Origin of the sequence: Companilactobacillus bobalius (assembly GCF_002179915.1) — a bacterium.
Lineage (GTDB): Bacteria > Bacillota > Bacilli > Lactobacillales > Lactobacillaceae > Companilactobacillus > Companilactobacillus bobalius.
Genome location: NZ_MYFM01000006.1, coordinates 25,549 through 37,200 on the forward strand (window position 1 = coordinate 25,549; position 11,652 = coordinate 37,200).

Consider the following 11,652-nt stretch of genomic DNA (forward strand, 5'->3'; position numbering starts at 1 on the left):
CATAAACCACAATTCATGGTTTATGAGTTTTTTTGTCCAATTTGTATGTTTCCCCCTTGTCATAATAACTATCAATAATAAATAAAGATGATAGGATTTGTGTCGAACCAAAATAATTTTAAATATTAAATATTTTTATCTGATGGGGGTGAGAATATGAATGATTGGTTCAATAAAAGGATTATGCCAGGTATGATGAAATTTGTTAATACCCGTGTCATAACCGCAATCAAAAATGGTATGTTAGTTTCCTTACCATTCATCATGGTGGGTTCTGTTTTCTTGCTACTTAGTTCATTTCCAGTTCCAGCGGTTGCTAATTGGATGAACAAGGTTGGTTTAACGCCATATTGGACACAGGCTTATAATGCTTCATTTGGTGTTATGGCAATCTTTGCTGTTGTTGGTATTGCCTATAATTGGGCAAAGGATGCTGGGTTCGAACCACTTCCAGCTGGAATGACAGCTCTAGTCAGTTTTCTATTGATTATGCGTCCAACTACAGCAGTTATGAATGGTACTAAAACAGTTATTGCTGCAAAACAAGCACCTACAATGTTAGGTGGATTTATTGATAGAACTTGGCTAGGTGGTCAAGGGATGATTGCTGCAATCCTAGTTGGATTGTTGACAGGTTGGATCTACTCTTGGTTTTTAAAACATCATATAACAATTAAATTACCTGATGCCGTACCACCCGCAGTTGCTGAATCATTCATCGCTTTGATTCCAGCTTTTGTAATCGTGACAGGCTTCTTGCTCGTTTATATCTTCTTTGATTTAGTAGTACATGAAACTGTAACACAATGGATCTATACAACAATTCAAACACCTTTACAAGGAATAACTGATACAGCCGGAGGTGTCTTCTTAGTTGGTATTTTGGTACCATTCTTGTGGTTCTTTGGTGTTCATGGTTCCATCATTGTTGGAGGAATTATGGGACCACTACTACAAGCTAATGCACTCCAAAATGCTCAAATTTTTAAAGCTCACGGTGTTGTAACCCAAGCTTTAGGTGGACATATCTTTACACAATCATTAATGGATCAATTTGGTACCGTTACGGGGGCCGGAATGACGTTTGGATTAGCTGTCTATCTTTTGTTCTTCGCTAAGTCAGTACAATTAAAGAGTATTGGTAAATTGGCATTTGTTCCAGCCATATTCAATATCAATGAGCCAATCCTCTTTGGTTTACCAGTCGTTTTGAATCCAATCATGTTGTTGCCATTCATGTTCATGCCAACATTTTCAATGCTTTCAACATACTTCTTAATTAAGATTGGTATCTTACCATACCTGAATGGTGTACAAGTACCATGGACTACACCACCAGTAATTTCAGGATTCTTGATTGGTGGTTGGAAAGTTATGATTTGGCAAGCTATCATCATTACCGCATCATTCTTTGTTTACTATCCATTTGTACACAAACAAGATGCAATCCTTTATAAACAAGAACAAGCTGAGGCTAGTGCTAAAGCTTAATATATTAGGTTGTTAAAGACTCATGGGTATTGTAAGCTCATGAGTTTTTTTATTTACTGCAATTTATTAGAGTATGTATACATTACTTTTATTAATCGTTATATTGATTAAGTGAAAAATTAAGGGAAAGGATAAAGCAATGTCTATAAATCATGAAATTATAACTAATAAAAATAATTTACCCGTTAATATATTTTCTTTTTCTGCTCAAAATTTGGATAGATATATTCCCAAACATTGGCATCAAAATACCGAGTTATTATTTTGCATCGAAGGTAGTTTAAGAGTATGGGAGGGAAGCTCAGAATATTTATTGAAAAGTAATGACGTCATAGTGATTAATCCTAATCAAATACATGCTACGCAAAGTCCAGAAAAGAATTTGGTTTTAGTTATTCAATTTCCGTTGGATTTTATGAAGACGGTTTCGACGGGTGAATATAATCGATTATGGCTTTTTGACGTTAATACTCTTAAAAGTCCTTTAAAGAACAAATCAATATTTAAATATTTAAATAATCTCGTAGAGGAGGTTAATTATGAGTCATCGAATAATATAGAAAATAATTTGAAAAAAATGGCCAATGTTTATAATTTATTAGCACGACTGGTTGTCACTTCAATAATTGAGGTAGACGATGCAACTATTAAAAAGAATGATAAAAATTTGAGTCATTTATCTAAAGTTGTTACATACATAAACGAAAATTATAAACAAGAGATCAGTTTAGATGATGTATCAGCAAAATTTAATTATTCTAAAGAATATTTTTCACGTTATTTCAAAAAATATTTGGGAATTAATTTCACTGATTATGTCAATGCTATTAGATTAGATGATGCCTTTAAAAGGTTGATAAACTCAGATCAAAATTTGTTAGAAATTTCTTTAGATGTCGGGTTCGTTAATTACAGAAATTTTTATAATCTATTTAAAAAAACGTACCAAGTGTCTCCTAGAGAATATCGAAACTTATATCAAAAAAAGTAGATATATTACATGTTTTTGGTAAATATAGAGCAAGATTCAGTATATGAAAGCGCTTAATATAAGGAATGTAATAAAGAAATATTATTTAGGGGGACAAAATAATGAAAGATAAAATACAAGCGTTTTTCAATAAGATAACTCCGGCGCTTGATAAGTTTAGTACTAATAAATATTTACAGACCATAATGGGTGCAATGATGGCAACCCTTGGTCCAGTAATTTTAGGTTCTATAGCGGTATTATTATCTATTTTCACCGGTAAATTAAAAATTGCTCCGTTAACAAATGTTTTGACAGCAATTAACACATTTACAATTGGATCTTTAGCCTTATATATTGCCTTTTTAATGGCTAAGTTTTTAGTACCACATTTCTTAAAAAATGATGATGGTTCAATGGCCGGAATTATTTCAATAATGTCATTTTTAATTTTGACTCCATTAGGTCAAATAACTCATAAAGGTGGCGATATTGCCGCCATTCCGACAACATGGTTATCAGCACAAGGTGTGTTCTCAGCAATGATTGTTGGTTTAATTGTAGGAAGATTTTACGTTTATATTAAACAACATGGATGGACAATTAAAATGCCATCTAGTGTTCCACCAATGGTTTCAGATGCTTTTAGTGCTCTAATTCCCGCAGTCGTAATTGGTGCCGTCTTTGGTGTCATTAGTTATCTATTTGCTTTAACAAGTTGGGGTAGCGTCCATCAGATGATCTTCTCACTTATTCAGCAACCATTACGTAACGTGGGTGGCTCTATCTGGGCAATGATTTTAGTCAGTTTGTTGATGCAAATCTTATGGTTCTTTGGAATCCATGGTACAAATGTTATCTTGCCATTAGTTACACCTATTTGGCTTTCAATGGATATGGAGAATTTGAGTGCGGTTGCCAAAGGCCAAACACCTCCAAATATTATTGGCTTAGCATTCTTTAATGTTATTACTTGGAGTGGTTTAGCACTAGGTTTGGTTCTATTGATGATGTTCGCTTCTAAGAGTAAACAATATAAAGAATTGGGACGTCTATCGATAGTTCCAGCATTATTCGGTATTACAGAGCCAGTTATATTTGGAACACCATTAGTATTAAACTTTGATTTAGCCGTACCATTCATTACAAATAATACAATTGCTTTAGTTATTTCATATCTGTTAACAAAAGTAGGAATTGTTTCTAGATTTATTGGTGCACAGGCCGTCTTTGGATTGCCATTAGGTTTCCATGCTGCAGTTGAAGGACATGTTTCAATTATCATCTTACAAGTTCTTTTACAATTAGTTCTTTCACCATTGTTATGGTATCCATGGTTCAAACATCTAGATAATAAAGCATATAAATTGGAACAAGAAAGTAAATAATTAGTAAAGGATTTGTGATTCATGGAAGAAAGAAAATTACGAGAATTACTAAATAGTTTAAGCTTAGATGAAAAGATTGGGCAATTAATTCAATTATCAGGTGAATTTTTTAGTGCTAAAGATGTTTCGCTTGGTCCACAGAAGAAGTTAGGTATCACAAAGGAAATGGTTGATTTATGTGGGTCGGTTATGAACGTCGTTGGTGCCAAGGAAACACATAGAATTCAAGATGATAATTTGAAAAATAAGAAACATCCAATTCCTTTGATATTTATGTCAGATATTATTTATGGATTAAAGACTGTTTATCCAATTCCATTAGGGTTAGGCGCTACATGGGATCCGGATTTGATTCAAAAGGCATATCGTAATACAGCTGAGGAAGCTTATGCGAGTGGTAATCAGGTAACATTTGCTCCAATGATAGATTTGGCACGTGATGCCAGATGGGGGAGAGTTCTAGAGTCTACTGGAGAAGATCCATACTTGAATTCTAGATTTGCAGAATCTATGGTAAAGGGATTTCAAGAGGATTTACCTAAGTATGGGATAGCCTCTTGTATAAAACACTTTGCAGCATATGGTGCCGTTGAATCAGGTAGAGAATATAATGCCACAGATATGTCTGAAAATAGATTGAGACAATATTATTTACCATCATATAAGGCTGCTGTCGATGCGGGTGCCAAGATGGTCATGTCATCATTTAATACTCTAAATGGTGTTCCAGTAACAGGAAATAAATGGATTTTAAAAGATATACTCCGTAAAGAATGGAATTTTGATGGAATTATTATCAGTGATTATGCGGCTATTTCTGAATTAGTAGCACATGGTTTTGCACAAGATAATAAACAAGCTTCAAAATTGGCAATGAATGCAACTGTTGATATTGATATGAAGTCTCCCTGTTACGCTAACGAATTGAAGCCATTAGTTAGTGAAGGAGAATTAGATGAAAAGAAAATTGACGATGCCGTTTGGAGAGTACTAAAACTCAAGAATGAATTAGGATTATTTGAGGATCCATATCGTGGTTCATCTGAAGAACTTGAAAAGAAATCTGTTTTAACTCCAGAGAAGAGACAATTGGCTCGAAAAGTTTCCACTGAAGCAATGGTGCTACTTAAAAATAAGAATAACATCTTGCCATTAAATCCTAAGGATAATAAAAAGATTGCGCTCATTGGTCCATACGAAAATGAACATGAATTACTTGGACTATGGGCAGTACACGGTGATAGAAAAGAAACAGTGACAATTGAGGATGGATTTAAAACATATTTGAACTCAGATAAATTGTTGACTGCCAAAGGAACTGATATTTTACGTGATAAGGCAATGTTTAAAGGCATTGGTTTGAATGAAGAACAAATCAAAAAAATAGTTTCATCAGATGCAGTTGAAAAAGAAAATAACGATAAAGCACTAGAAGCTGCCCAAAAGGCTGACATTATTGTATTTGCTGGTGGAGAGCATACTATTGAAAGTGGTGAAGCTGGTAGCAGGGGGAATTTGACATTACCTGATAATCAATTGCATTTGTTGAATAAATTATTTGAATTGAATAAACCAATCATTTTAGTAAATATTAGTGGTCGTCCTATGATTTTAACCGATATTGAACCTAAGTTAGAGGCAATTATTCAGGCGTGGTTCCCAGGAACAGAGGGTGGTAATGCCATTTCCGATATTATTTTTGGTAAGGCCAACCCTTCAGGGAGATTATCAATGAGTTTCCCTTATGCAGTGGGGCAATTGCCAGTTTATTATAGTCAATTCAGTACAGGTAGATCAGTAAGAACATCTACTCACAGTAGTAGATTTATGTCTAAATATTTGGATATTCCTAATGATCCATTGTATCCATTTGGTTATGGTCTTTCTTATAGCGAAGTTTGTTACGATAACTTAAGACTATCATCCAAAGAAATGAATGGTGAGTCAGATAAAATTGTGGCTACTATAGATTTACAAAATAAAAGCAATGTTGATACTACTGAAATAGTTCAGCTCTATTTACAAGATAAATTTGCTTCGGTAGTTTAACCAATTAAGGAATTGAAGAGTTTCAAGAGAGTTAGTTTAAAAGCAAAGGAACAAAAAAATGTTTCATTTGATATAACCTCAGATATGCTTAAATTCTATGGGACTAATAATAAGTTGACGCTTGAACCTGGAGAATTCAATGTGTTTGTTGGACCGAATAGCGATACTGATCAATATGATTCATTTGAATTGAAATAGAAAATAAATAAAAGAGTGAATGGAATTTTTTATCCCGTTTACTTTTTTATTTATCTAAAAATAAAATTAAGAAGAAATTGTGTGTGTATTTTCCAATTACATTTAAAAAAAATAAAATGATATAATATTTTTTAACATTAATATTGATTTACATGACCAATAGTAATAATATAATGCCCAAGGAAACACGAAAACAACGTGCTGAAAGTGGGGAGATTATATGGGGAAATATTTGAATACTAAAAATCATTGGTTAAATATAATTTGGATCATTATTAATGCAGTGTTATCAGCATTCACAGCAGTTTTATTAACATATTCAACGAATGCCATTTTTGATAGAAATATCAAGAAATTGTTTTTCTGGTGTTTAATCAATCTTGCAGTATGGATTCTATTATTATTGAGTGATTACTATCAGGCATTCTTTCAAGAAAAATTTGTTCAAAAGATCTGTGCAGATTTGCGTGTGAAGATTGCTACCGATATGTCAGAGGATACTTATTCACATTTTCATAAAATGAATACGGGGCAATATATTTCTCAATATACAAATGATGTTGGGATGATCGAAAAAAATTACTTGAACAATCTTTATTTGGTTTTATCCAACATCTTTGCGATCATATCATCGGCGATTGCGTTGGCTCTTTATAGTTACTATTTATTGGCGGCAACTGTAGTATTAGCAGGAATTCTCATGACTTTGCCTAATTTACTTTCCAAGCCAATGGGGAAGGTTACTGAAGAATTGTCCAGTTCCAATGAAAAATTAAATAGTAAAATTTCTAATATTTTGAATGGCTTTGACGTACTTTATAGTTATAATCGTTTATCAGTTTTGCCTAAATTGGTTAATAAATATTCTCGACAATATTCGAAAAATAAGGTTGATTATATAAAGACTTCTAAGCGCGTTGAGAATTCCATTGGTAGTATAAGTATTTTCTGTCAGATAGGGATAGATTTATTAACGGGGATTCTAGCAATTGGGCAAATAATTCCCATGGGAGCTATTAGCTCTACTGGTAATTTGGCAGCGACTTTATTTAATTCGTTATCTCAAATTGGCAGTGAATATACGCAAATTAAGGCAATCAATCCTATCATAGAAAAATTAAAAGTTAATTTAACTCGCCAAAAGGAAATTACGAATTCTCAGTCAGAATTACCTAACTTTGAAAAGAATATTCAGATTAAAAATTTATCTTATTCGATTGGTGGAAAGGATATTTTAAAAAATCTTAATTTATCAATAAATAAAGGTGAAAAAGTGCTGATTACTGGGAATAGTGGGGTCGGTAAAAGCACTCTCTTAAAGATAATTAGTGGACAGATTAAGAACTATGAGGGGCAAGTTTTAATTGATGGATTAGATTTGAAAGATATTGATTATAAATCATTAAATAAAAATGTTACATATATTGATCAGAAACCATATCTTTTCGCTGAGAGTATTAAGAATAATGTGACTCTCTGGAAACAAAATATTGAGGAGAAACTATTCAAAGAATCTCTGAATATGGCAAAAGTAGATTTTCTTAATAACGATGATGTAGTTGTTCAAGACGATGGCTTGAATCTATCGATAGGGCAACAACAAAGAGTGGCTTTGGCCAGGTATTATATTAAAGGAACGCCGATTGCATTGTTAGATGAAGGTACGTCGGCATTAGATTACGATACGTCTTCAATAGTAGAAAGAAACTTGCTTGATGATCAGAAGAGAACAGTAATAGAGGTGGCTCATAAGTTTAATAAGGAGAACAAAAAGTATTTTACTCAAACTATAAATTTGGAAAATATTTAATAGGTTATTACGCAAAAAAATCGTATCAGTAGATGGATTCTACTAATACGATTTTTTTAATCTAATGCTTGTTCAGCTTGTTTTGCTTGAACACGTTCACTTATCTTCATAAATGGTAAGTAGAAGAACACGCCAATTATAATTGTAAGTATTTGAACTAAGACGGCTCGCCAATCGCCAGCAGTTGCTAGATAGGCTGATAACAATGGTGGAGTAGTCCAAGGAACCATTACGACAACTCGATTCATAAATCCAATTGCAGTAAAGAAGTAAGCAATTAGGATACCAATAACTGGAGTTAATACGAATGGAATCATCATAGGAATGTTGAAGACGATTGGATATCCAAAGATAACTGGTTCGTTAATGTTGAATAGTCCGGGAGCAATGGCTAGTTTGCCTAATTCTCTACCTGATTTTTGTTTGGAGAATAAGAAAATGGCAATCAATAAACAAATTGTTGATCCAGTTCCACCCATCATTCCGAAAGTATCACGGAAAGTATTAGTTAAGATGTATGGTGCTTGATGTCCAGCAGCAAAAGCGGCTGTGTTTTTGTTCATATTTATTAATAGAACGGGATCAAGCAAGGTACCATTGATAACTGTTTGGTGAATACCAAGTGTGAATAGAAAGTTACCAATTGAGTAAATAAATAACATTCCGAATAGACTGGTATTAACTTTTCTAAGAGGCTCTTGGATTACATTAGTAATCAATGTAACAAGATCAGTATTTCCAAAAACGGCTAGGAGTGCAGCAATTAATGCAAAGAGACTAGCTGTTAAAATTGCGGGAATTAAAGAGTTGAATGATGCAGATACAGCAGGTGGAATATTATCACCTAAATTGATTTGTAAATGTTTAATATTTGATAGTTTAATAAAAACTTCAGTAGCTAATAAACCAACGATAATACCACTAAACATACCGGTTGTTCCTAAATTACTAAATGAAAGCATGCCAGACACGTCAACAGCCTTTTTAGCACCTGTAGGGATTACGCTTAATGAAATAGGCATTGTCATAATTAAACTGGCTAATGAAATAATTGCAGCTGCGATAGGGTTACTATAGCTTTTGTTACGTGCTAAACAGAATCCGATTGCGGGAGCCAACATTAGACCGGCAATGTTTAAAGTACCGTTAGAAATTAAATTTCCCCAAACTTGTAGATTGGTTAAAGTAGTGCCACTTGCTAATTTAGGGAAAACTACGTTATTAATCAGAACTCCGACACCAGCTAGGATGAATAGGGGCATGATAACGGCGAAAGCATCACGTAATGATCTTAAGTGAACTTCAGATCCAATACGTGCGGATACAGCGGCAAATTTATCAAAGAATTTTTGACCTTTGCTTTTACTAGCATCCATCTTGATCACTCCATTCTATAGAATATTTCCATTTGATTTGATAACTTCTTTAAACCAATTGAAACTCTTTTTAGGGACACGTTTCATATCTCTAAGATCATGATTGCCACGATTTACATAAACTATTCCGTAACGTTTTTCCATATTTCCTTGTGAACTAGGAATATCAATCAATCCCCAACCGAGATAACCCATAACATCAACACCATCAATGCTTACGGCATCTTTCATAGCTTGAATATGGTCTCTGTGATATTTAATACGATAATCATCGTTGATAGGATTCTTGCCGTCCCATTTTTCACTAACACCAATTCCGTTTTCAATTGGGAAGAGTGGAAGGTGGGTTTCATTAGAAATAGTAGTTAAAACAGTTCTGAAACCTAATGGATCAATTTGCCAATCCCATTCGTTAGTCAAGAGATAAGGATTAGGTTTATGACCTTCGATACTGTAGAAGTTAGGGCAGGTATTTATTGGAATCAAAGTACTGTCGATAGTTGAAGTTGAATAATAGCTGAAACTGATAAAGTCACTCTTAGTATGAGAAATGATTTCCATTTCTTTAGGATCTAAAATATCGTCAAGTTGATTTAATTTCATATAGTGAACAACTTCGTCGGAGTACTTTCCTTCAGTAAACAGACGAATTAGGTTGTTATCTGCAAATTCGAGGAATTTTCGTGTAGCGGCAACATCTGTAGGTAATGCTGTTGCAGGATAAACTTCTTGATAGGCTAGCATGCCACCAATTTGTGTATTTGGATAATTTTCATGAACTTCATTAGCAACGGCAGCGTGGCAAAGGAATACATGTTGTTGAATTTGATATAGATCTCTAATTGAATTGTCACCTTTGTAACCACTAATTTTGAAAGCTTCAGGAACACTGTAAAGATTTTGTTCGTTAAAAGTGATCCAGTATTTAACTTTGTTACCAAAGCGTTTAAGCATTTCTTTTCCATAACGGATAAAAGCGTCGACTACGTGTTGACTGACAAAACCATTATATTTTTCAGCCAAGTGTAGTGGCATATCAAAATGGTATAAACAAATCATTGGTTGAATGTCATTGGCCAATAATTCATTGATTAAATCGTCGTAAAATTTGATACCTTCTTCGTTAAAGTCGCCATCACCATCAGGATTTACACGACTCCAAGAAATTTGAAATCTGTAGCAGTTCATACCTATGTCTTTCATCAATTTGATATCTTCTGGATAACGATGATATTCATCGATAGCTACTTTCCAATCTGAAGCGTCATCAGTGGCTTTTCGAATATCGTAAACTGATTTACCCTTACCACCTTCGTTATAGGCACCCTCTGTTTGCATACTAGATGTTGAGTTGCCCCATAAAAAGTCTTTTCTTAATTCATTCATAAAAATTGTCCTCCTTTTACAACACGAATTGTACACGCTTACAGTTAACTTGTAAACCCAAATTATTAAATTGAATTATCACGTTTTCAAACCAGTTAAACACGGGTATTATAAGGTTAAAGATAAGATTGAGGTAGAGAACCATGTCAAAATATGAGGAAATAGCTAACGATATCATAGAAAAAATTAGATCCGGTGCTTATAAATCTGGTAGTCCACTTCCTGATCAAAAAACGATGGCAACGGAATATTCAACGAGTCGAATGACACTGCAAAAGTCTTTGGCGATATTAAAAACTAAAGGGTATGTCTATAGTCAACAGGGCTCAGCAACTTATGTGAAGAATAATGCCGACAGCATCGCTAACATGGATATTGGTGTGGATCAGTACGTTGGTACTTCTAGTCTTTTAGGAAAAGATCACAAAGTGGTTAGTAAAATAATTGAATTTAATTTGAGATATCCCAGTGATGATGAACAGAAGGATCTGAAGATTTCAGCTACTGATGCGATTTATGATATAAAAAGATTGCGAATAGTAGATGGAGAACCATATGCATTAGAGTTCACCAAGATGCCAGTAAATGTCATTCCGGGAGTTAACGATGATGTTTTACATAAATCAATCTATGGATATATTCAAAAAGATCTGAAATTAACAATCGGTGCGGCAGATAGGACCATTATGGCAAAAAAGCCTAATAGTGAAGATATTAAGTATCTGAAGATAGATAAAACAGATCCTATTTTGAATGTAAGCCAAGTAGTTTATTTAGACGATGGAACTCCATTTGAAAAGTCTTCGACGGATAGATCTTATGACACTGGTGGTTATAGGGTATTTCTTTCACATAAAAGTGATTTTTAATAAAAATAAAAGAGTGTTCATATCATTTCCAATGTAAATATTGGTTGATATGAACACTCTTTTTTTATTTTTGGTAACAAATAATAGAACAACTCATTAGTCCAGACCAATCGGC

General features: G+C 33.6%; 9 protein-coding genes. 7 read left to right on the plus strand and 2 right to left on the minus strand.

Annotated features, from left to right (window positions below):
• Positions 1-156 precede the first annotated feature (156 nt).
• The 6 genes from LKACC16343_RS09510 (at position 157) to LKACC16343_RS09530 (ending at position 7,906) form a co-directional block, all read left to right on the plus strand.
• The gene (locus LKACC16343_RS09510) at positions 157-1,491 is read left to right on the plus strand and encodes a PTS sugar transporter subunit IIC (protein ID WP_056953092.1); all 1,335 of its coding nucleotides are present in this window, start codon (positions 157-159) and stop codon (positions 1,489-1,491) included.
• 139 nt (positions 1,492-1,630) lie between these two features.
• Positions 1,631-2,482: a helix-turn-helix domain-containing protein gene (locus tag LKACC16343_RS09515; RefSeq protein WP_056953094.1), complete on the plus strand. Its 852-nt coding sequence runs from the start codon at positions 1,631-1,633 to the stop codon at positions 2,480-2,482.
• Between the two features lie 101 nt (positions 2,483-2,583).
• Positions 2,584-3,849 (plus strand): PTS sugar transporter subunit IIC, encoded by a 1,266-nt coding sequence (locus tag LKACC16343_RS09520; protein ID WP_056953096.1) that lies wholly within the window; start codon positions 2,584-2,586, stop codon positions 3,847-3,849.
• Positions 3,850-3,870: 21 nt separating this feature from the next.
• Positions 3,871-5,898 carry a glycoside hydrolase family 3 N-terminal domain-containing protein gene (locus tag LKACC16343_RS09525; protein ID WP_234032613.1) on the plus strand — a complete coding sequence of 676 codons (2,028 nt, stop codon included), beginning with the start codon at positions 3,871-3,873 and terminating at the stop codon, positions 5,896-5,898.
• 12 nt (positions 5,899-5,910) lie between these two features.
• Positions 5,911-6,096, plus strand: a complete 186-nt coding sequence (locus LKACC16343_RS14570) for a fibronectin type III-like domain-contianing protein (protein WP_234032614.1) — start codon at positions 5,911-5,913, stop codon at positions 6,094-6,096.
• 220 nt (positions 6,097-6,316) lie between these two features.
• Positions 6,317-7,906: an ATP-binding cassette domain-containing protein gene (locus LKACC16343_RS09530; RefSeq protein WP_056953098.1), complete on the plus strand. Its 1,590-nt coding sequence runs from the start codon at positions 6,317-6,319 to the stop codon at positions 7,904-7,906.
• A gap of 56 nt (positions 7,907-7,962) precedes the next feature.
• Here LKACC16343_RS09530 and LKACC16343_RS09535 read toward each other — a convergent pair whose 3' ends face one another.
• Together LKACC16343_RS09535 and LKACC16343_RS09540 are read right to left on the minus strand one after the other, a co-directional pair.
• Positions 7,963-9,282 carry a PTS sugar transporter subunit IIC gene (locus tag LKACC16343_RS09535; RefSeq protein WP_056953100.1) on the minus strand — a complete coding sequence of 440 codons (1,320 nt, stop codon included), beginning with the start codon at positions 9,280-9,282 and terminating at the stop codon, positions 7,963-7,965.
• A gap of 15 nt (positions 9,283-9,297) precedes the next feature.
• Positions 9,298-10,668, minus strand: coding sequence for a glycoside hydrolase family 1 protein (locus tag LKACC16343_RS09540; protein ID WP_082604546.1), 1,371 nt, complete (start codon positions 10,666-10,668; stop codon positions 9,298-9,300).
• Between the two features lie 143 nt (positions 10,669-10,811).
• On the opposite strand from LKACC16343_RS09540, the gene LKACC16343_RS09545 reads away from it, so the two are divergent.
• The gene (locus tag LKACC16343_RS09545; protein WP_056953102.1) at positions 10,812-11,537 is read left to right on the plus strand and encodes a GntR family transcriptional regulator; all 726 of its coding nucleotides are present in this window, start codon (positions 10,812-10,814) and stop codon (positions 11,535-11,537) included.
• The last annotated feature ends 115 nt before the right edge of the window (positions 11,538-11,652 follow it).

Excerpts from the sequence above, each read along its gene's own strand:
- LKACC16343_RS09510 (WP_056953092.1), top strand. The coding sequence starts at position 157 with ATGAATGATTGGTTCAATAAAAGGATTATGCCAGGTATGATGAAATTT.
- LKACC16343_RS09515 (WP_056953094.1), top strand. The coding sequence starts at position 1,631 with ATGTCTATAAATCATGAAATTATAACTAATAAAAATAATTTACCCGTT.
- LKACC16343_RS09520 (WP_056953096.1), top strand. The coding sequence starts at position 2,584 with ATGAAAGATAAAATACAAGCGTTTTTCAATAAGATAACTCCGGCGCTT.
- LKACC16343_RS09525 (WP_234032613.1), top strand. The coding sequence starts at position 3,871 with ATGGAAGAAAGAAAATTACGAGAATTACTAAATAGTTTAAGCTTAGAT.
- LKACC16343_RS09530 (WP_056953098.1), top strand. The coding sequence starts at position 6,317 with ATGGGGAAATATTTGAATACTAAAAATCATTGGTTAAATATAATTTGG.
- LKACC16343_RS09535 (WP_056953100.1), bottom strand. The coding sequence starts at position 9,282 with ATGGATGCTAGTAAAAGCAAAGGTCAAAAATTCTTTGATAAATTTGCC.
- LKACC16343_RS09540 (WP_082604546.1), bottom strand. The coding sequence starts at position 10,668 with ATGAATGAATTAAGAAAAGACTTTTTATGGGGCAACTCAACATCTAGT.
- LKACC16343_RS09545 (WP_056953102.1), top strand. The coding sequence starts at position 10,812 with ATGTCAAAATATGAGGAAATAGCTAACGATATCATAGAAAAAATTAGA.